Annotated in this window: 19 protein-coding genes and 1 riboswitch; of the genes, 13 read left to right on the forward strand and 6 right to left on the reverse strand. The window is 75.1% G+C overall.

Going from position 1 to position 18,482, the window contains the following annotated elements; genetic code table 11:
• The first annotated feature begins 74 nt into the window (after positions 1-74).
• The 4 genes from ABD254_RS12625 (at position 75) to ABD254_RS12640 (ending at position 3,839) form a co-directional block, all read left to right on the forward strand.
• Entirely contained in the window at positions 75-1,349 is a 1,275-nt protein-coding gene (locus tag ABD254_RS12625; RefSeq protein WP_344248784.1) for an AGE family epimerase/isomerase, read from the forward strand.
• The gene (locus tag ABD254_RS12630; RefSeq protein ID WP_344248785.1) at positions 1,346-1,804 is read left to right on the forward strand and encodes an RrF2 family transcriptional regulator; all 459 of its coding nucleotides are present in this window, start codon (positions 1,346-1,348) and stop codon (positions 1,802-1,804) included. The genes ABD254_RS12625 and ABD254_RS12630 overlap by 4 nt, the downstream gene beginning before the upstream one ends.
• A gap of 146 nt (positions 1,805-1,950) precedes the next feature.
• Positions 1,951-2,877 (forward strand): sulfite exporter TauE/SafE family protein, encoded by a 927-nt coding sequence (locus tag ABD254_RS12635; protein WP_344248786.1) that lies wholly within the window; start codon positions 1,951-1,953, stop codon positions 2,875-2,877.
• Between the two features lie 161 nt (positions 2,878-3,038).
• The gene (locus tag ABD254_RS12640) at positions 3,039-3,839 is read left to right on the forward strand and encodes a PAS domain-containing protein (RefSeq protein WP_344248787.1); all 801 of its coding nucleotides are present in this window, start codon (positions 3,039-3,041) and stop codon (positions 3,837-3,839) included.
• A gap of 15 nt (positions 3,840-3,854) precedes the next feature.
• Here ABD254_RS12640 and ABD254_RS12645 read toward each other — a convergent pair whose 3' ends face one another.
• On the reverse strand, positions 3,855-4,124 hold the full coding sequence (locus ABD254_RS12645; RefSeq protein WP_344248788.1) for a DUF4235 domain-containing protein: 270 nt from the start codon (positions 4,122-4,124) through the stop codon (positions 3,855-3,857).
• Between the two features lie 121 nt (positions 4,125-4,245).
• A riboswitch (TPP riboswitch) is annotated at positions 4,246-4,351 on the forward strand.
• A gap of 78 nt (positions 4,352-4,429) precedes the next feature.
• Between ABD254_RS12645 and ABD254_RS12650 the strand changes: the two genes are divergently transcribed.
• The 3 genes from ABD254_RS12650 to ABD254_RS12660 all read left to right on the forward strand — a co-directional run bounded on the left by ABD254_RS12650 (position 4,430) and on the right by ABD254_RS12660 (position 8,243).
• The gene (locus ABD254_RS12650; RefSeq protein ID WP_344248789.1) at positions 4,430-5,512 is read left to right on the forward strand and encodes a thiamine ABC transporter substrate-binding protein; all 1,083 of its coding nucleotides are present in this window, start codon (positions 4,430-4,432) and stop codon (positions 5,510-5,512) included.
• A gap of 176 nt (positions 5,513-5,688) precedes the next feature.
• Positions 5,689-7,407 carry an ABC transporter permease gene (locus ABD254_RS12655; protein WP_344248790.1) on the forward strand — a complete coding sequence of 573 codons (1,719 nt, stop codon included), beginning with the start codon at positions 5,689-5,691 and terminating at the stop codon, positions 7,405-7,407.
• Positions 7,407-8,243, forward strand: a complete 837-nt coding sequence (locus ABD254_RS12660; RefSeq protein WP_425553773.1) for an ABC transporter ATP-binding protein — start codon at positions 7,407-7,409, stop codon at positions 8,241-8,243. The genes ABD254_RS12655 and ABD254_RS12660 overlap by 1 nt, the downstream gene beginning before the upstream one ends.
• 77 nt (positions 8,244-8,320) lie before the next feature.
• Here ABD254_RS12660 and ABD254_RS12665 read toward each other — a convergent pair whose 3' ends face one another.
• Together ABD254_RS12665 and ABD254_RS12670 are read right to left on the reverse strand one after the other, a co-directional pair.
• Complete coding sequence (locus tag ABD254_RS12665) at positions 8,321-8,980, reverse strand: response regulator transcription factor (protein ID WP_344248791.1); 660 nt, start codon at positions 8,978-8,980, stop codon at positions 8,321-8,323.
• Complete coding sequence (locus tag ABD254_RS12670) at positions 8,980-10,206, reverse strand: sensor histidine kinase (RefSeq protein ID WP_344248792.1); 1,227 nt, start codon at positions 10,204-10,206, stop codon at positions 8,980-8,982. Before ABD254_RS12670 ends, ABD254_RS12665 begins: the two co-directional genes overlap by 1 nt.
• Before the next feature lie 145 nt (positions 10,207-10,351).
• On the opposite strand from ABD254_RS12670, the gene ABD254_RS12675 reads away from it, so the two are divergent.
• Entirely contained in the window at positions 10,352-10,837 is a 486-nt protein-coding gene (locus tag ABD254_RS12675; protein ID WP_344248793.1) for a DUF6069 family protein, read from the forward strand.
• 62 nt (positions 10,838-10,899) lie between these two features.
• Positions 10,900-11,514 (forward strand): dihydrofolate reductase family protein, encoded by a 615-nt coding sequence (locus ABD254_RS12680; protein WP_344248794.1) that lies wholly within the window; start codon positions 10,900-10,902, stop codon positions 11,512-11,514.
• An 82-nt stretch (positions 11,515-11,596) separates the two neighbouring features.
• Here ABD254_RS12680 and pgi read toward each other — a convergent pair whose 3' ends face one another.
• Complete coding sequence (pgi, locus tag ABD254_RS12685; protein ID WP_344248795.1) at positions 11,597-13,303, reverse strand: glucose-6-phosphate isomerase; 1,707 nt, start codon at positions 13,301-13,303, stop codon at positions 11,597-11,599.
• A 190-nt stretch (positions 13,304-13,493) separates the two neighbouring features.
• On the opposite strand from pgi, the gene ABD254_RS12690 reads away from it, so the two are divergent.
• Positions 13,494-13,979 carry a DUF1269 domain-containing protein gene (locus tag ABD254_RS12690; protein ID WP_344248796.1) on the forward strand — a complete coding sequence of 162 codons (486 nt, stop codon included), beginning with the start codon at positions 13,494-13,496 and terminating at the stop codon, positions 13,977-13,979.
• 60 nt (positions 13,980-14,039) lie between these two features.
• Here the strand turns inward: ABD254_RS12690 and ABD254_RS12695 are convergent, their stop codons facing one another.
• Positions 14,040-14,327, reverse strand: a complete 288-nt coding sequence (locus ABD254_RS12695) for a hypothetical protein (protein WP_344248797.1) — start codon at positions 14,325-14,327, stop codon at positions 14,040-14,042.
• 85 nt (positions 14,328-14,412) lie between these two features.
• On the opposite strand from ABD254_RS12695, the gene ABD254_RS12700 reads away from it, so the two are divergent.
• Together ABD254_RS12700 and ABD254_RS12705 are read left to right on the forward strand one after the other, a co-directional pair.
• On the forward strand, positions 14,413-15,225 hold the full coding sequence (locus ABD254_RS12700) for a copper homeostasis protein CutC (RefSeq protein WP_344248798.1): 813 nt from the start codon (positions 14,413-14,415) through the stop codon (positions 15,223-15,225).
• Positions 15,222-15,938 (forward strand): DedA family protein, encoded by a 717-nt coding sequence (locus tag ABD254_RS12705; protein ID WP_425553775.1) that lies wholly within the window; start codon positions 15,222-15,224, stop codon positions 15,936-15,938. Before ABD254_RS12700 ends, ABD254_RS12705 begins: the two co-directional genes overlap by 4 nt.
• A gap of 3 nt (positions 15,939-15,941) precedes the next feature.
• Here ABD254_RS12705 and ABD254_RS12710 read toward each other — a convergent pair whose 3' ends face one another.
• Positions 15,942-16,997, reverse strand: coding sequence for a LacI family DNA-binding transcriptional regulator (locus ABD254_RS12710; protein ID WP_344248799.1), 1,056 nt, complete (start codon positions 16,995-16,997; stop codon positions 15,942-15,944).
• Between the two features lie 165 nt (positions 16,998-17,162).
• Here ABD254_RS12710 and ABD254_RS12715 point away from each other — a divergent pair, with 165 nt between their 5' ends.
• Positions 17,163-18,482, forward strand: coding sequence for an extracellular solute-binding protein (locus tag ABD254_RS12715; RefSeq protein WP_344248800.1), 1,320 nt, complete (start codon positions 17,163-17,165; stop codon positions 18,480-18,482).

An 18,482-nucleotide genomic window follows, 5' to 3' on the forward strand; every position in this document is an offset into this window, starting at 1 on the left:
GGCACCCGGCGCCACCCACCGGCACCCCCGCCTCCCCGTGGTGGGGCCGCCCCAGCGCTCGGTAGGCTGCCGGGGTGACTGCAACCCCCTCATCTGCCGGCCCCACCTCTGCGTGGCGCCGTAGCCACTTCACGGAGCTGGTCCATCTGGCGGGCACCTCGGTCCGCGACGACGGCGCCGCGTGGTGGCTCGACGACGACGGACGCCCTGATCGCTCGCACGCGGTGGAGACCTGGATCGGCTGCCGCATGGCGCACGTCCTCGGGCTCGGCGTCCTGCTGGGACTGCCAGAGGCTCCTGAGCCCGCGGCCCGGGCGATCGAGGGGCTGCGTACCGTTCTCGCCGACCCCGACCACGGCGGATGGCTCACGTCCCGCGGCCCCGGGCAGGGCGACCTCGACGGGACCAAGGCGGCGTACTCGCACGCGTTCGTGGTGCTGGCCGGCTCGACCGGGACGGTCGCGGGCGTCGCCGGTGCGCCCGCGCTGCTCGACGACGCGCTGCGCACGCTCGACGAGCGGTTCTGGGAGGCGGAGCACCGGCTGCACCTCGACACCCGGTCGAGGGACTGGCGCGACATCGACCCCTACCGTGGGGTGAACGCCAACATGCACGCGGTCGAGGCCCTGCTCGCCGCGCACGACGCGACCGGGGACGGCGAGTGGCTCGTGCGCGCCGAGTCGATCGCCGACCGGGTTGCCGGCTGGGCCGCGGACAACGGCTGGCGCATCCCCGAGCACTTCGACGCGGGCTGGAACGTGCTGCTCGAGTACAACGCGGACCGCCCCCACGACCCGTTCAAGCCCTACGGTGCGACGCCGGGGCACGGGCTCGAGTGGGCCCGCCTGCTCCTGCAGGTGGACGTCGCCGCCGGGACGTCCGGTCGCCGCACCGAGGTGGCGCGGGCCCTGTTCGACCGGGCGGTCGAGGACGGCTGGGACCCCGAGGGTGGCGGCTTCGTCTACACGACGGACTGGGAGGGCCGGCCCGTGGAGCCGCGGCGCTTCCACTGGGTGGCCGCGGAGGCTGTGGCCGCCGCGGACGCGCTGGGCACGGTCACGGGCGACGCCCGGTACGCCGACCTCGCGGGCGGCTGGTGGACGTGGATCGACGCCAACCTCGTGGATCACCGTCGCGGGTCGTGGTTCCACGAGCTCGACACCGACAACCGGCCGTCCGGGCGCACCTGGGTGGGCAAGCCCGACGTGTACCACGCCGCCCAGGCCGTGATCCTGCCCGAGCTGCCGCTGACCGGATCCTTCGCGGGGTCGGCCCGCGCGGCGGGGCCGATCCTCGCTCCCGCGGACGGTGCCGCGCCCGCCCACGCGAACGAGGCTTCCGGCCGATGAGGATCTCCGCCAAGGCCGACTACGCGGTGCGGGCCTCCGCGGAGCTCGCCGCGGCGTCGGGTGGTCAGCCGGTGCCCGCCGAGGCGCTCGCCCGCGCGCAGCAGGTGCCGCACCGGTTCCTCGAGGCGATCCTCAGCGACCTGCGCCGCGAGGGCATCGTCGCGAGCAGGCGGGGGGCCGGCGGCGGCTACGTGCTCGCCCGCCCGGCGGACAAGGTGACGGTGGCCGACGTGGTGCGCGCCGTCGACGGCCCGCTCGTCTTCGTTCGGGACGCGCGCCCCTCGGACCTGGAGTACACGGGTGCCGCGGCGTCTCTGCTGCACGTGTGGGTGGCGCTCCGCGTCAACGTGCGCGCCGTGCTCGAGCAGGTCACGCTCGCGGACCTGGCGGCGGGGAGCCTGCCCGACGTCGTCCGCGTCCTGACCTCCGACGAGGCCGCCTGGGAGAACCCCTGACCGCTGTCCCGCGGACCTGACGGCGCTCGCGCCGTCTCGCGTCGCGGGACCGGCGTTCTTAACCCTTGAATCCGATCGGTCCGATGGGATAACTTTGACATCGACCGCGGCAGAAGGGCTGCCGCGCCGACGGAGGGATCCCGCCCGTGCGGACACTCGTGCTCCTCGCTCTCGTGGGCCTCGGAGCCCAGCTCGTCGACGGCAGCCTCGGCATGGCCTACGGCGTCACGTCCACGACCCTGCTCCTGGCGATCGGGACCAACCCCGCCGCGGCCAGCGCCACCGTCCACCTCGCCGAGATCGGCACGACGCTCGCCTCGGGCGCGTCGCACTGGCGCTTCGGCAACGTGGACTGGAAGGTCGTCCTGAAGATCGGCGTGCCCGGCGCCATCGGGGCGTTCGCGGGTGCGACGTTCCTCTCCTGGCTCTCGACGGAGATCGCGAAGCCGCTCATGTCGCTGCTGCTGCTGGGGCTCGGCGTGTACGTGCTGCTGCGCTTCACCTTCCGTGGCCTGCGCACCGACAAGCTCGGTCAGCCGCTCCGCAAGCGTTTCCTCACCCCGCTCGGCCTGGTCGCCGGCTTCATGGACGCCACCGGTGGCGGCGGCTGGGGGCCGGTGGGCACGCCGGCCATCCTGGCGAGCGGGCGCATGGAGCCGCGCAAGGTGATCGGTTCGATCGACACCAGCGAGTTCTTCGTCGCGGTCGCGGCGAGCCTCGGCTTCCTGGTCGGGCTCGGCACCGCCGGGATCGACTTCGCCTGGGTCGTGGCCCTGCTCATCGGCGGGCTCATCGCGGCGCCGATCGCCGCGTACCTCGTGCGGATCTTCCCGCCCCGGGTGCTCGGCTCGCTCGTCGGCGGCATCATCATCTTCACCAACACGCGCACGCTCGTCACCAGCGACTTCGTCTCCCTCTCGCCGGGCGTGATCAACACGATCTACGCGTTGATCGCGCTCGCCTGGGCGGCCGCCGTGGTGCACTCCGTCCGCGAGCACCGCAAGGCGGTGGCGGAGGCGGCGACCGAGGCCCGCCGGGTGGCCCGCGCCGCGAAGGAGGAGGCCCCCGCCTGAGCTGCGCGGGCTCCGCACCGGGACCGCCTGTCGGCCCCGGCACGATCCCCGGCACCGCCACCGCGACCTGACGACACCGTCGCGGTGGCGGTGTCGTGCTGTCCCGGTAGCGTGGTCAGCACCACGGTGAGCCCGGGTGCGAGCGTGCTGGGAGGGATGCCATGTCAGCGTCGACGTCGTCCGCGGCCGGTGGCCCGGCGCGACGGGAGCTCGTCGCGCTCGCCGAGCTCCTCGGTGCCGGGACCCAGCTGCTGGTGGGCCGCTACCGCGTGGAGGCCGCGACCGGCGCGTGGTGGTGGTCCGACGAGGTCTACCTGATCTTCGGACGGGAGCCCGGCGCGATCGAGCCGGGGCCCGAGGTCCTGCGGGCGCACATGCATCCCGACGACCGCGAGCGGCTCTCCCGGACGGCGACGGTCGCGCTGGGCGGCGGACGCCCGTTCGCCGGCGCCCACCGCATCGTCGACGACCACGGTCGCACGCGCACCGTCGTCGTCACCGGGCAGGGTCGGCCGGGCGACGACGGTCGCACGACGCAGGTCGTGGGGTACGTCATCGACGCCAGCCCGGTGGCGCGCGAGGCGCTGGAGCGCGAGGCGCAGCGCGCCGTCTCCCGGGCGTTCGTGGCGGCGGCTGCGGCCGAGCGCGCCAAGGGCGCGATCATGGCGGTGTGCGGGGTCGACGAGTCCGTCGCGACGGAGGTGCTCGGCGACGCCGGGGCGCAGGTGGGCGTCTCCGCCCAGACGGCGGGCGTCCAGATGATGCAGGCGCTCGCGCAGGGATCACCCGAGCACCCCGACCCGGACCGGCCGGCCGGCGCCCGGTCGGTGGTCGAGGCCGCGCTGCCGGGCGAGGACGCCGCGGCGCGGCTCAGCCGCGCGCTCGCGACCGTGCACCCGGTGGACCGGCCGCACGGGCACGACGCGCAGCTCGCGCGCCGTCGTCCCCGCGCCGGCCGCTGACCCGCCGGCCGGCTCTCAGCCCTTCGGGGACAGGTAGCGGGCACCCGCCCGCACGGCGCCCTGGCGCGCCAGGCGCTTGGCGAGCACGGCGACCCCGCCCGAGACGGCGGCGAACGTCACCGCTCGCGCGACCGACAGCTCGTCGTCGTCCAGGTCGGTGGGGGCGGAGCTGCCCGTCGCCTTCTCCCAGATGACGCCCACGAGCTTCTGCGCGATCCATCCTGCGGCGACCGTCAGCACGACGGTGCCCACCTTGACCGCGAGCGGCTGCTCGTCGTCTGCCACGGGGCCTCCCTGGTTCGACTCGGATGTCTGCGATCCGGAACACGTCGACGCACGTCAGCGACGGGCAGCCGGGTGTGCCGAAGGCCACCACCGTAGCGCGGCGAGGGCGGGTAGGCTCGACGGGAAACGACAGGGGAGCGCCTCCCGGGCGCTGAGAGTGCGGGCCACCGCAGACCCTCGAACCTGATCCGGTTAGCACCGGTGGAGGAAGTCGGGCATCTCGATCCCTGCGTGGCGTCCCGCGCGCCCTCGAGAGGGTGCGGGACGCCACGCAGGACCCCCTTCTCGACGGCTGAGGAGGAACCATGACGAACGTCTCGACGCGCCTGGGCGCGGGAGCCGCGGTCGCGGCACTGCTGCCGCTGCTGGCGGCCTGCGGCGGCGGGGACGGCGATCCGTCCGGCGACGCGGCGGACGGGGGTGGGACGCCCGGCGTCGTCACCCTCGTCACGCACGACTCGTTCGCGGTCTCGGACGAGGTGCTGGCCGAGTTCGAGGCGAGCAGCGGGCTGACGGTCGAGCAGGTGGCCCCCGGGGACGCGGGCACGCTCGTCAACCAGCTCGTGCTGACGAAGGACGCGCCGCTCGGCGACGTCGTGTTCGGCGTCGACAACACGTACGCGACGCGGGCGGTCGACGCCGGCGTCCTCGAGCCGTACCAGCCGGCGGACCTGGACCCGCAGGTCGCCGCGTACGCCCCGGACGAGCTCGCGGGCACGCTGACGCCCGTCGACGTCGGCGACGTGTGCCTGAACCTCGACGACGGCTGGTTCGCCGAGCACGACGTGGCGCCGCCCACGACGCTCGAGGACCTCACGAAGCCCGAGTACGCGGATCTCACGGTCGTCACGAACCCCGCCACGTCGTCGCCCGGGCTGGCCTTCCTGCTCGCGACCGTCGGGGCGTTCGGCACGGACGGCTGGGAGGACTACTGGGCCGACCTGCGCGACAACGGACTCAAGGTGTCCGAGAGCTGGGAGGACGCGTACTACGTCGACTTCTCGGGCGCGGGCGAGGGCGGACAGCGGCCGATCGCGCTGTCGTACGCGACGTCGCCGGCGTTCACGGTGAGCGAGGACGGGGGCTCCTCGACGACGAGCGCCATGCTGGACACCTGCTTCCGGCAGGTCGAGTACGCGGGCGTCCTGGCCGGGGCCGAGAACCCCGACGGCGCGCAGCAGCTGGTCGACTTCCTGGTCTCCGAGGCCTTCCAGGCGGACGTGCCCGGGCAGATGTACATGTACCCGGCCGACCCGGACGTCGAGCTGCCGGCCGCATGGCAGGAGTTCGCGCCGCTGGCCGACGACCCGTTCCAGGTGCCGCCGGCCGACGTCGACACCCACCGCGACGAGTGGATCGAGCAGTGGACGGCCACGGTCATCGGGTGAGGCGGAGGCGCAGCGCAGGGTGGGGGCCGAGGGACGAGGCACCCGCCCGCAGCGGAGGCGCAGTCTCACCCGACAGAGCGCACAGGGTGAGGCGGAGGCGCAGCGCAGGGTGGGGGCCGAGGGACGAGGCACCCGCCCGCAGCGGAGGTGCGGTCTCACCCGACAGGGCGCACCGGGTGAGCGCCCGCGTCGCGGGGGCGCGCCTGGACCTGTGGCGGGGCCGGCTCGGGTGGGGCGTCGCGGTCGCCGTGCCGCTGGCGTTCCTCGGCATCTTCTTCGCCTGGCCGGTCGTGGCGCTGGTCGTGCAGGGGTTCTTCGCCGACGACGGCGCGGGCGGGCGCGTGCTCGACCTGTCCGGCTTCGCCGAGGTGCTGTCCCGGCCGCGCACGTGGCGGCTCGTCGGGCAGACGCTGGCGCAGGCTACGGTGGGCACGGCGCTGTCCGTGCTGCTCGGGCTGCCCGGCGCGTACGTGCTGTACCGCTGCCGGTTCCCGGGGCGCACGCTGGTGCGCGGCCTCGTCACGGTGCCGTTCGTGCTGCCGACCGTCGTCGTGGGGGTCGCGTTCCGGGCGTTGTTCGCCCCCGGCGGGCTGCTCGGGTGGATGGGCCTCGAGGAGTCGTTCGCGGCGATCGTCGTGGCGCTGGTCTTCTTCAACTACGCCGTCGTGGTGCGCACGGTGGGCGGGCTGTGGGAGCGGCTCGACCCGCGGGCCGAGCAGGCCGCCCGGGCGCTGGGCGCCACCCCCTGGCGGGCGTTCCGCACGGTGACGCTGCCGGCGCTGGGGCCGGCGATCGCGTCGTCGGCCGCCGTGGTGTTCCTGTTCTGCGCGACGGCGTTCGGGGTCGTGCTGGTCCTCGGCGGCGTCGGGTACGGCACGATCGAGACCGAGATCTGGGTGCGGACCACGCAGTTCCTCGACCTGCGCTCGGCGGCCGTGCTGTCCGTGCTGCAGCTCGTGGTCGTGGGGGCCGCGCTGGCCGTGGGCGCCCGGGCGCGGACGCGCCGCGAGCGGGCGCTGCACCTCACGAGCGACCGGACGGCGTCGCACCCGCTGCGGCTGCGGGCCGCCGCCGACCTCCTGCCCGCGGCCGCGACCGCCGTCGTCGTGCTCGGGCTGCTCGTGCTGCCGATGGCGGGGCTCGTGGCGCGGTCGTTCCGCGGCCCCGACGGGGCGTGGGGGCTCGACAACTACGTGGCGCTCGGTACGACGGGCGGGCGCAACACGCTGTCCGTCACGGTCTGGGAGGCGCTGGGGAACTCGCTGCGCACCGCCGCGCTGGCCGCGACGGTCGCCGTCGTGGTCGGCGGGCTCGTGGCGCTGGTCGTGTCGCGGCGCCCGCGGTCGCCCGGGGCGCGGCGGGCGGTCGGCGTGCTCGACGCGGCGTTCATGCTGCCGCTGGGGGTCTCGGCCGTGACGGTCGGGTTCGGGTTCCTCATCACGCTCGACAGGCCGCTGGGGTTCGACGTCGACCTGCGCACCTCGGGGCTGCTCGTGCCGATCGCGCAGGCGGTGGTCGCGATCCCGCTGGTGGTGCGGACCCTGCTGCCGGTGCTGCGGGCGATCGACCCGCGACTGCGCGAGGCCGCCGCCGTGCTGGGCGCGGCTCCCGGCCGGGTATTGCGCGACGTCGACGGGTCGATGGCGACGCGCTCGCTCGGCCTCGCGATCGGGTTCGCGTTCGCGGTCTCGCTCGGGGAGTTCGGGGCGACGTCGTTCCTGGCGCGACCCGACGCCGCGACGCTGCCCGTCGTGATCTACCGGCTCATCGGGCGGCCTGGAGCGGAGAACTACGGGATGGCGCTCGCGGCGTCGGTGGTGCTGGCGGTGCTGACGGCGACGGTCATGATGCTTGCGGAGAGGCTGCGCGGTGACGCGGCCGGTGGGGAGATCTGATGGAGCACGTCGAGATACCGCGCGCCGGGCTGGCCGTGCGTGACGCCGTGGTGCGGTACGGCGCGTCCCGGCGCCGTCAAGGGGCCGTCGCGGTGGACCGCGTGTCGCTCGACGTCACGGCCGGGGAGATCGTCGCCCTGCTGGGGCCGAGCGGCTGCGGCAAGTCGTCGCTGCTGCGCGCCGTCGCGGGCTTGGAGCCGCTCGCCGGCGGCAGCGTCGCCTTCGACGGCGAGGACCTCGCCGGGGTGCCCGTGCACCGCCGCGGGTTCGGCCTGCTCTTCCAGGACGGCCAGCTCTTCCCGCACCGCGACGTCGGGCGCAACGTGGCCTACGGGCTCGAGGCCCAAGGGGTGCCGAGGGCGGAGCGGGCGGAGCGCGTCGCCGAGCTGCTCGACGCCGTGGGGCTGGCCGGCTACGCGCAACGGTCCGTCGCGACGCTCTCGGGCGGCCAGAAGCAGCGGGTGGCCCTCGCGCGCTCGCTCGCCCCGCGCCCCCGGCTGCTGCTGCTGGACGAGCCGCTGTCCGCCCTGGACCGTCGCCTGCGCGAGCGGCTCGCCGTCGACGTGCGCGAGACGCTGCGGGCCACGGGCACCACCGCCGTCTTCGTCACGCACGACCACGACGAGGCGTTCACCGTCGCCGACCGGGTGGCCGTGATGGACGCCGGCCGGCTGCTCCAGGTCGACGCGCCGGACGTGCTGCTGCGCAGCCCGGCGTCGGAGCGCGTCGCCGAGTTCCTGGGACTGGCGCCGCGGCCCGGCGAGGGCGACGGCGAGGGCGCTGGGGATGCGAGGAAGCCCGCGGTCACGACATCGACGGGGTACGACGGCACCTGACGGCGGGGGGACCCCGACGCGGCGGCGGAGGAGAAGGCCGCGCGGGACGACGCGCGCGTCGGGGGCTGACGCCGGGCTCAGTCGGCCCCGGCGTCGTGCACGAGCAGCGCGACCCGGGTCCGGTTCTCGACGCCGAGCTTGAGCAGCACGCTCGAGACATGGGCCTTGACGGTGGGCACGCTGAGGTAGAGCCGGGCGGCGATGTCCGCGTTCGACGCGCCACGGCCCAGCTCGAGGGCGACATCCCGCTCGCGCTCGGTGAGCGCTGCGAGCGCCTCCCGCGCCCGCTGCCGCGCGCCCCCGGAGCCGGCGACCGCGTCCATGAGCCGCCGCGCGACGTCGGGGGCCAGCACCGGCTCTCCCTCCGCGGCGGCACGGACGGCCGCCGCGATCCGGTCGGGGGGCATGTCCTTGAGCAGGTAGCCGGCCGCGCCCGCGCGCAGGGCCCCGGACACCTCCTCGGCGGTGTCGAACGTGGTCAGCACGACGACGGCAGGGGGCGAGGGCCGGGCCCGCACCCGCCGCGTCGCGGCGATGCCGCCCGTGCCGGGCATCCGCAGGTCCATCAGCACGACGTCGGCGGGGTGGGCGTCGAGCAGCCCGGGGACCTCGGCCCCGTCCGCGGCCTCGCCCACCACCCGGATCCCGTCCGCCCCGTCGAGCATGAGGCGCAGGCCGGCGCGGACCATCGCGTCGTCGTCCACGATCGCGAGGCGCACGCCGCCGGAGGGCTCCATCACGCCCACGGTAGCCGCACGTCCAGCGCGAACCCCGTGCCGCGCGGCCCCGCGTCGAGGCTCCCGCCCAGCAGCGCGACCCGCTCGCGCAGCCCGACCAGGCCTGTCCCGCTGCCGTCCGACGACGCCGGCGCCGCCGCCGGGTGCGCGCCCTCGTCGGCGACGACCACCCGAAGCTCGCCGTCGCCGGTGTCCACGACGACGGACACCCGCGAGCCGGGGGCGTGCCGGCGGGCGTTGGTCAGCCCCTCCTGGACGGTGCGGAACGCGGCGACGGTGACGGGGCGCGGCGGCGCGGCCGAACCGTGGCGCTCGTAGGAGACCACCTGCCCGGCGGCGCGGGACTCCTCGACCAGCCGCGCGACGTCGTCGAGCCCGGGCAGCGGGCCGAGGTCGTCCGGTGCCGCACGCAGCAGCCGGACCACCTGCCGCAGGTCCTCCAGAGCCTCGCTCGTCCCGGCGCGGACCCGGCCCGCGGCCTCGGCGAGCCGCTCGGGCGGCGCGTCGGGGCGGAACTCGAGGGCGCCCGCGGTCGCGGCGAGGAGCGAGAGCCGGTGGGCGAGGGTGTCGTGCATCTCGCGGGCGATCCGGGTGCGTTCCGCGACGCGTGCCTCGGCGACCCGGCGGTCCTGCTCCTCCTCCGCCCGCCGCGCCCGGTCGCGCAGCGACCACAGCAGCGCGGCCCGCTCCTGGCCGTACGCGCCCCACCCCAGCAGCGCCGCGTGCACCGCGACGACGCAGAGCAGCCACCAGCCCAGCGGCAGCCCGACCGGCCGCCAGAGCGCCTGCACGGCGTGCCCGGCGACCCCGGCGGCGGCGACAGCGACCGCCGTGCGCACGGGGTACCACCGCGCGACCTGCAGCGTGGCGACGGTCGAGGCCGGGGTGGCGGCCCCGGAGACGGCGGCCAGCACGGCGAGCGCGACGGCGGCGGGCACGCCGCGCCGGGTGAAGAGCAGCGGGACGAGCGCGACGGCCGCGACACCCACGGCGACGTCGACGCCCGCGGGTACCAGGGTCGTCACGCCCGTGGTGCCGCGTGTCGGCACCGAGCCCGCGACGGCGGCCGTCGCGGCCGCCGTCAGCGCGGCGACGAGCACCCAGGCGGCCAGGAGGACGCCGCGCGGGATCGGCGGCGGGCCCTCGACGGCGGGCGGGGGGCACAGGTCGCCGGCGAGCGCGACGCGCCCGGCCGCGGGGCCCTCGGCCGTCAGGTGCGTGGTCATGTCCGCGACGCTAGACGGGACGCCCGCGCGGCGACACCGACCAAAGGTCGGGGGTCGACGCTCCGTCCGGCCGAGGCGGTGCGGGCACCGGCTGCCCGACGGTGGACGTGCGCCGGCAGGGTGCCGGGGCGGAAGGAGCGGGACGATGACGCGCACGACGGACGCACGGACGACGCACGCACGGAGGACCGCAACGACGGCGACGCCGGACGCACGGACGACGGGGCGGCCGGCGGGTCGCGGCCCGGGGCGCCCGGGCGGGTTCTTCCGCCGGCCGACGCCGGCGTGGGCCGTCCCGCTGGTCGCCGCGGTGGTGGCGGCCGTCGTGTGGGCGGTCTCGCGGACGTCGGGGATCGAGCTGGTCGTCAGGGTCGGGACGGGCACGCGAACGGTGGGGCTCGTGGACGTGGTCGTCGCGGCGCTGGTCGTGGGCCTCGTCGGGTGGGGCGTGCGGGCGCTGCTGCGCCGGCTGCCCGGCGGCGGCGGGCGCGCGTGGCTCGTGCTGTGCGCCGTCGTGCTGCTGGTGTCGCTGGCGGGGCCGGTCGGGGCCGCGGGAACCGCGGTCATGGGCCTCCTGGTCGCCGAGCACGTGGCGGTGGGCGCGACGGTGGCGCTCGGCCTGCGACGGTGATCGAGGACAGCGACGATGGGTCAGCAGCGACGACACCCCTCCAACGACCCGAGGAGCCCAGCATGGCGACCGTCGTCTCCACCCTGTTCATCTCGCTCGACGGCGTGGCCGAGATCGACGAGGCCTGGCACTTCCCGTACTTCGACGACCACATGTCTGCCGCCGTCGACGACGACTACCGCGACACCGACCTGCTGCTGATCGGCCGCGTGACGTACGACAGCTTCGTGGGCGCGTGGCCCGAGCGGGAGCTGGCCGGCGAGGAGGACGCGGCGTTCGCGCGGCGGCTCGGGGACATGCGCAAGGTCGTGGCCACCCGCGGGGACCAGGATCTCGGGTGGCGGCACGTCGAGCGCCTCGACGGCGACCTCCCGGCCGCCGTCGCCGCGCTCAAGGCGGAGGACGGCGTCGAGAAGGTGCTGGTCCCCGGCTCGCTGTCGGTGGTGCGCCAGCTGCTGGCCGCGGGTCTGCTCGACGAGCTGCGGCTGCTCGTGCACCCGGTCGCGGCGCGGCACGGCGAGCGCCTGTTCGACGAGGGCGAGCCGATCTACCCGCTGCGCCTGCTGCGGTCGGAGGCGTTCCCGACCGGCGTCGTGCGGCTGATCTACGCGCCCGGCGAGCTGCCGGGCTCCGCGGAGTACGACGACGTCAAGGACAAGGTCCCCAGCGGGGAGTGATCCGCGAGATCGAGGTAGCCGCGGCGAGATCGACCCACCGTGGGTCGATCTCGCGACGGAGACCTCGATCTCGGTGAGTGGCTCAGGCGCGGTGGGACCGGTAGTACCGGATCAGCGCCTGGGTCGAGGCGTCCTGCGCGTCCAGGGCGGCCTCGTCCCCGGAGACGGCGGGCGCGACCTCGAGGGCCAGCTTCTTCCCGAGCTCCACACCCCACTGGTCGAAGGAGTCGATGCCCCACACCACGCCCTGCGTGAACGTGAGGTGCTCGTACAGCGCGACGAGCTGGCCGAGCACCGACGGCGTGAGCGCCGGGGCGAGGATCGACGTCGTCGGGCGGTTCCCGGAGAACGTCCGCGCGCTCACGAGGTCCTCGGTGGTGCCCTCCGCGCGCACCTCGTCCGCCGTCTTGCCGAAGGCGAGGGCCTTGGTCTGGGCGAAGAAGTTCGCGAGGAAGAGCTCGTGCACGTCGCGCGGTCCTTCGCCTGTCGAAGGGGTGCCCGAGTCCGCGAGCGGGTACGCGGGGTTGGCGACGGCGATGAAGTCCGCGGGGATGAGCCGCGTGCCCTGGTGGATCAGCTGGTAGAACGCGTGCTGCCCGTTGGTGCCGGGCTCGCCCCAGAAGACCTCGCCGGTCTGCGTCGTCACGTGCGAGCCGTCCCAGCGCACCGACTTGCCGTTGGACTCCATCGTCAGCTGCTGGAGGTAGGCCGGGAAGCGGTGCAGCTGCTGCGCGTACGGCAGGACGGCATGCGTGTGCGCGCCGAGGAAGTTGACGTACCAGACGTTGAGCAGCCCCATGAGGGCGGGCACGTTGCGCTCCAGCGGGGCGGTGCGGAAGTGCTCGTCCATCGCGCGGAAGCCGGCCAGCAGCTCGCGGAACGCGTCGGGCCCGAACGCGATCGCCAGGGACGTGCCGATCGCCGAGTCCACCGAGTAGCGGCCTCCGACCCAGTCCCAGAAGCCGAACGCGTTGCCCGGGTCGATGCCGAACGCCGCCACCTTGTCGAGGGCCGTCGAGACGGCGACGAAGTGCGCCCGCACGGCTGCCTGCTTCGCGTCGGCGTCGTCCTCGATCGCGCCCTGCTCCTGCAGCCGCTCCCACATCCAGGCGCGCGCGAGCCGGGCGTTCGTCAGCGTCTCGAGCGTGCCGAACGTCTTGGAGGCGACGATGAACAGCGTGGTCTCGGGGTCCAGGCCCGCCGTCTTCTGCGCGACGTCGGTGGGGTCGATGTTCGAGACGAACCGGACCTCGAGCCCGTCCTGGAGGTACGGCTTCAGCGCCTCGTAGACCATGACGGGCCCGAGGTCGGAGCCGCCGATGCCGATGTTCACGACCGTGCGCACCGGCTTGCCCGTGACGCCCGTCCACGCGCCCGAGCGCACGTCGTCGGCGAACGCGCTCAGCTTGTCGAGCTCGGCCGCGACGTCGGCGTCGACGTCCTGACCGTCCACGACCAGCGGCGGCTGCGTGCCCGGCTCGCGGCGCAGCGCCGTGTGCAGCACGGCGCGGTCCTCGGTGACGTTGATGTGCTCGCCGGTGAACATCGCCTCGATGCGCTCCGGCAGGTGGACCTCGCGCGCCAGCCGGGTCAGCAGCTCGAAGGTGCCGTCCGTGGCGAGGTTCTTCGACAGGTCCACGTGCAGGTCGCCCGCGGTGTGGCTCATCCGGTCGGCCCGGCCGGGGTCGGCGGCGAACCACTCGCGCAGGTCGCCCCGGAACTCCTGGTAGTGGGTGTAGAGCTCGCCCCAGGCGGGGGTGGTGGTGGGGTCGACGGGGGAGGTGCTCATGCGTGCTCTTCCTTCGTGCGGACGGAGGCGTCCCGCGGCGGGCGGTACGACGGCGGTCCCTACGGTAGCCAGCCGCGGGGCCGGTCGCCGAGGGGGCGGCGTCTGGTGGACGCTGCGGTGGCGGTGCGCAGACCCCGGTGCCACGATGCGGTGCAGCCGGGAACGGGCCCGGGCTCCTCGGGAGGGACACATGGCGAATTTCACGGTCTGGAAGTTCGACGACCCCGGCGCGGCGGACCGCGCCTTCAAGGCCCTCAAGGGCGGCGAGGCCGACGGTCTCGTGAAGATCGTCGACCACGCGGTGGTGAGCTGGCCGGAGGACGCGAAGAAGCCGGACACCCACGGCTCGCACGACGACACGGCCAAGGCCACCGGCTGGGGCGCGGTGTGGGGGCTGCTGCTCGGCGCGCTGTTCTTCCTGCCGGTCCTCGGCGCGGCGGCCGGCGCGGCGATCGCCGGCATCACGAGGTCGCTGTCGGACGTCGGCATCACCGCGAAGGACGTCGAGACGATGAAGAAGGAGATCGTGCCGGGCACGTCGGCGCTGTTCGTCGTGACCGAACCGATCGACCCCGACCGCCTGGGCGAGCGGCTCCACGGGGTCAAGGCCACGCTCGTGAGCACCAACCTCACCGACGCCGAGCGGCGCACGCTGCTGGAGTCGTTCGGCCAGTGAGCCGGACCCTCGCCGGCCGAGCTCGTCGGGACATCCTCCCGGCAGGCTCGGCCGGCGTCGTCATGCCGCGTGCCAGCGGTTGCCCCAGCGGCGGGTGAGCTGCCCGCCGAACGTGTCGGCCAGGGCGTCCACGCGTTCCTGCACGGCGTCGGCGACGCGGTGCGCCGCGGCGTCGTCCGGCGCATCGAACCGGACGGTGATGCGGGCCCGTCCGCGCACGACGCCGACGTCGTAGGCCTCGACGGTGGTGAGCTCCCGGGCGGCGTCGGCCGCGGCGGGGAGCACGTCGGCGGGGTCGACGCCGGGCTGCAGCAGGCCGACGGCGAGGCTCACGCGGTAGGACGGCACCGGCCGATCCTGCCACGACGGCGGCACACGGACCCGTCACATCCTGCCCCGGACTCGCGCACTCCCGCCCCGTAGACTTCCGGCCGTGACTGCCGACCCGTCGACCGAGTCCGTCCCCGAGTCCTCCCGATCAGCCCGACCCGTCGCCCTCGAGATCGCCGTCCAGGACGTCGCCGGCGCGCTGGCCGCCGCCGAGGGCGGGGCCGACCGGATCGAGCTGTGCGCGGCCCTCGCGGGCACGGGCGGGCTCACGCCCTCCACCGGGACGGTCGCCGCCGTCGCCGAGGCCCTGCGCGGCTCCGGGGTCGGCGTGCACGTGCTGGTCCGCCCCCGGCCCGGCGGGTTCGTCTTCACGCCCGCCGAGCTCGACGTCCAGGTCCGCGACGTGCGCGCCGTGCTCGACGCCGGCGCCGACGGCGTGGTCGTCGGGGCGCTCGCGGCCGACGGCGGGCTGGACGCCGCCGCGCTTCGGGCCCTGGTCGACGCCGCGGGCGGCGCCGAGGTGACCTTCCACCGCGCGATCGACCAGGTCGCCGACCCGGTCGGGCTGCTCGACGCCCTCGCGGGCGCCGGCGTGCGCCGGGTGCTCACGTCGGGCGGCGCGGCGCGGGCCGGCGACGGTCTCGCGGTCCTGCGCGCGCTGGCCGCCCGCCGCCCGGCGCTCGGCGTCGAGATCATGGCCGGCGGCGGCGTACGGACCGACGACGTCGCGGCCCTCGTCGCCGCGGGCGTGGACGCCGTGCACCTGTCGGCCAGGCGCACCGTCGTCGCCGACGGCGGACCCGGGGGCGGTGGCGAGGGCGGCTACGACGTCACCGACCCGGCGGGTGTCGCAGCCGCCCGGGCGGCGCTCGACGCCGCCCGCGACGCCGCCCGCGACGCGGCGGTGTCCGGGTGAGCGCGCTGCTGCTCGCGAGCGCGGCGTCCGACACGACGACCGACCCCGCGCAGGGCTACGACGGCTTCATCGGCTGGGTGCTCGGCCTCATGGACACGCTCGGCGAGGTGGGCGTGGGGGCCGCCGTCCTCATCGAGACGTTCGTGCCGCCCATCCCGTCGGAGGCCGTGCTGCCGGCGGCCGGGTTCCTCGCCTACGCCGGCCAGATGAACGCCTGGCTCGCGATCCTCGCCGCCACCGTCGGCGCCGTGGTCGGCGCGTGGGTGTGGTGGGGTCTCGGGCGCGCGCTGGGCCGGGACCGCACGCGCGCGATCGTGGCGGCCGTCCCGCTCATGGACGGCGAGGACTTCGACAAGGCGGAGGCGTTCTTCGCGAGGTGGGGCCGGGTGGCCGTGCTCCTGGGGCGCTGCGTGCCCCTGGTGCGCAGCTTCATCTCCATCCCCGCCGGGATCGAGCGCATGCCGTTCTGGTCGTTCACGCTGTACACGGCGATCGGGTCGGGGGTGTGGAACGGCCTCTGGGTGGGGCTCGGCTACGCCTTCGGGCCCGCCATCGAGCCCGTGCTGGAGCAGTGGAGCGGCATCCTGTCCGACGCAGTGCTCGTCGTCATCGGGCTGCTCGTGCTGTGGTTCGTCCTCGTGCGGCTGCGCTCCCGGTACCTCGCCCGCCGCGGCCCGCGACCGCCCGAGCACCGGCACGGCCGCGCGCGCTGAGGCCTACCCCGGCGGGGGCGCGGTGCTGGACCGGACCACCAGCCGGGTCGGCAGCCGCAGGTGGCGCTCGCTGGTCGTGCCGTCGAGCAGGCCGAGCACCAGGCGCAGCGCCTCGGCGCCCATGCGGTGCATGGGCTGCGCCACGGTGGTCAGGGGCGGGGCGCTGCCCCACGACTCGGGCACGTTGTCGAAGCCGACGACGGACAGGTCCTGCGGGACGCGCAGGCCCAGCTGGGCGGCCACCTCCATGACGTGGATCGCGGAGAGGTCGTTCGCGGCGAAGACGGCGGTGGGCCGCTCGCCGCCGGCGGGGTCGAGCAGCTCGTGGGTGGGCGCGTCCGCGAGGTCGGGCCGGTACCCGCCCACCCGCACGAGGGCGGGGTCGACCGGGATGCCGGCGGCCTCGAGCGCCTGCCGGTAGCCCAGCTCGCGCAGCCGGGCGGACTCCAGGTCGGGGCGGCCGCCCAGGTGGGCGATGCGGCGGTGGCCCAGCCCGATCAGGTGCTCGACGGCCTGCCGCGCGCCCCCGGCGTTGTCGGTGTCGACGGTGGGGGTGCCCTCCGGCCCGGTGTGCGGGTCGACGGCGACGACGGGGATGGGCACGTCGGCGGACATGACGACGGTGGGCGTCACGACGATCGCCGCGTCGACGAGGGTCCCGGCGAGCCGGGACAGGGATCGCCGCTCCCACCCTCCTGCGGCGCCGCCGTCGGTGCGCCCGGCGTAGGCGAGCAGCTCGTACCCCGTGCCGTCGACGGCGGTGGAGATGCCCTTGAGGAGCTCCGTGGAGAAGGGCTCGAACTCGGCGACGAGCACGCCGATGACGCCGGTGCGGCCGCTACGAAGGCTGCGCGCCACCAGGGAGGACTCGTAGCCGAGCTCCTCCACGACCGCGAGCACGCGAGTGGCGGTGGCGGGCGCGACGCCGTACCGGTTGTTCACGACCTTGGACACCGTCGCGACGGAGACGCCCGCGGCGCGCGCGACGTCGGTGATGGTGACCCGCCCGACGGCGGGCGCGGGACGCCCGGGGATCGGGGGATCGGCGGCGGTGTTCACGAGTCGACAGTATGCGCCATCGGCGCCCGCGCCGTGCGGTGTCGAAATCGTTATCGAAAACGATTGACGAACGGCGCTCCGCGCTGCGAGGCTCGTGGTCGAGCACCTTCCCCACCTCGCGGCAGCACCGCTGCCGCGCCCGTCGACGAAGACAAGGGATCGATGATGACCAGGACGAGGATCATGCGCGGCGCGACGGCGGTCGCGCTCGGCACCGCCGTCGCCCTCCTGGGCGCCGCCTGCGCCGGCCAGGGCACCGCCCCGGGGTCGGACGACGGCGCCAGCGCGGACGACAGCACCATCACGTGGTGGCACAACTCCAACACCGGCGAGGGCAAGGAGTACTACGACAAGGTCGCGGCCGACTTCGAGGCGGCGCACGAGGGCGTGACCGTCGAGGTCGAGGCCATGCAGCACGAGGACATGGTGACCAAGCTGCAGGCCGCCATGCAGGCCGGGAGCGGCATCCCGGACGTCTTCATGAGCCGTGGCGGCGGCGAGCTGCAGAACGACGTCGACGCCGGCCTGCTGCGCGACCTCACCGACGACGCGTCCGACACGATCGAGAAGATCTCCGCCTTCTCCGGCCAGTACGAGGTCGACGACAAGGTGTACGCCCTGCCGTTCTCCATGGGCATCGTCGGGTTCTGGTACAACAAGGACCTCTTCGCCCAGGCCGGCATCGACGAGGTGTCGCCGAGCCCGACGATCGACGAGTTCTACGGGTACGTCGACAAGCTCAAGGCGGCGGGGGTCGACCCGCTCTCCGTGGGTGCCGGCGACAAGTGGCCGGCGGCGCACTACTGGTACTACGGCGTCGTGCGCGAGTGCGCGTTCGACACCGTCGAGGCGGCCATCGACTCCGGCGACTACTCCGACCCGTGCTTCGTCAAGGCGGGCGAGAACGTCCAGGACATCCTCGCCAAGGAGCCGTTCAACCCGGGCTTCCTGGGCACCGGTGCGCAGGAGGGCCCGACGTCGGCCTCCGGCCTGCTCGCCACCGAGAAGGTCGGCATGGAGCTCGCCGGCCACTGGGAGCCCGGCGTCGTGGGCGGCCTGCGCGAGGACCAGCAGGTCCCGGACTGGATGGGCTGGTTCGCCTTCCCGACCTTCGACGGCCAGGCCGGCGCGCCGACCGACCAGATGGGCGGCGGTGACGCGTGGGCGGTGTCGAACGACGCCGCGGACGTCGCCGTCGACTTCGCGGAGTACCTGCTCTCGGACGAGGTCCAGCAGGGCTTCGCCGAGCTGGACATGGGGCTGCCGACCAACCCCGCCGCGACCGGCTCGCTGTCCAACGAGACGCTCGCGCAGCTGATCCCGGTGCGCGACGGCGGCGGCGAGACCCAGCTCTACCTCGACACGCGGCTCGGCCAGTCCGTCGGCAACGCGATGAACGACGCGATCGCGCTCATGTTCGCCGGAGAGGCGGGCCCGCAGGACGTCGTCGACGCCATCGAAGAAGCCGCGGCGGCGCAGGGGTGA

This window comes from Isoptericola hypogeus, from assembly GCF_039531145.1.
Taxonomy (GTDB): domain Bacteria; phylum Actinomycetota; class Actinomycetes; order Actinomycetales; family Cellulomonadaceae; genus Isoptericola; species Isoptericola hypogeus.

What these genes read in the sequence shown, in the direction of transcription:
- ABD254_RS12690 (WP_344248796.1), top strand. Translation starts at nt 13,494, where the DNA reads ATGGCGAATTTCACGGTCTGGAAGTTCGACGACCCCGGCGCGGCGGAC.
- ABD254_RS12665 (WP_344248791.1), bottom strand. Translation starts at nt 8,980, where the DNA reads ATGGAGCCCTCCGGCGGCGTGCGCCTCGCGATCGTGGACGACGACGCG.
- ABD254_RS12630 (WP_344248785.1), top strand. Translation starts at nt 1,346, where the DNA reads ATGAGGATCTCCGCCAAGGCCGACTACGCGGTGCGGGCCTCCGCGGAG.
- ABD254_RS12660 (WP_425553773.1), top strand. Translation starts at nt 7,407, where the DNA reads ATGGAGCACGTCGAGATACCGCGCGCCGGGCTGGCCGTGCGTGACGCC.
- ABD254_RS12670 (WP_344248792.1), bottom strand. Translation starts at nt 10,206, where the DNA reads ATGACCACGCACCTGACGGCCGAGGGCCCCGCGGCCGGGCGCGTCGCG.
- pgi (WP_344248795.1), bottom strand. Translation starts at nt 13,303, where the DNA reads ATGAGCACCTCCCCCGTCGACCCCACCACCACCCCCGCCTGGGGCGAG.
- ABD254_RS12650 (WP_344248789.1), top strand. Translation starts at nt 4,430, where the DNA reads ATGACGAACGTCTCGACGCGCCTGGGCGCGGGAGCCGCGGTCGCGGCA.
- ABD254_RS12640 (WP_344248787.1), top strand. Translation starts at nt 3,039, where the DNA reads ATGTCAGCGTCGACGTCGTCCGCGGCCGGTGGCCCGGCGCGACGGGAG.
- ABD254_RS12715 (WP_344248800.1), top strand. Translation starts at nt 17,163, where the DNA reads ATGACCAGGACGAGGATCATGCGCGGCGCGACGGCGGTCGCGCTCGGC.
- ABD254_RS12680 (WP_344248794.1), top strand. Translation starts at nt 10,900, where the DNA reads ATGGCGACCGTCGTCTCCACCCTGTTCATCTCGCTCGACGGCGTGGCC.
- ABD254_RS12675 (WP_344248793.1), top strand. Translation starts at nt 10,352, where the DNA reads ATGACGCGCACGACGGACGCACGGACGACGCACGCACGGAGGACCGCA.